The 360-nt window shown below is 62.1% G+C and carries 1 pseudogene; it reads right to left on the reverse strand.

Annotated elements, in window-relative coordinates:
- Nucleotides 1-360, reverse strand: a pseudogene (locus tag AC1DBD_RS18010) (hypothetical protein); the annotation flags it as partial.

Here is a 360-nt window from a genome sequence, read left to right on the forward strand (position 1 = left end):
ATGCTGATGCATGCGGTCAGGCAGATGCTGATGCATGCGGTCAGGCAGGTTCGGCTCGTCGCCCATTTCCGTCATGCCGGGAATGCCGAATACTTCGCCGCCCCAACTCAGCAGGCGGACCTTTACCCCGCGCTTTCCCGCTGCTTCGAGCAGGTCGCCAATACAGGGCGTGCCGCGTTCCCGGGCGCCGCGCTTGAAGAACATCGATGGCTGGAAGCCCCAGCAGATAATGTCGACACTCTTCTGCGCGGCGGCAATGGTGTCATGGAGRTCGCCGAAYGCCTCTTCRCCATTSACGAGGGGATGAAAGGTGCACGGCTGAGGCGCATATTCGGCACGCTGGACGAACCACGGCAGCGT

This window comes from Arthrobacter sp. 10T419 (genome assembly GCF_056394105.1).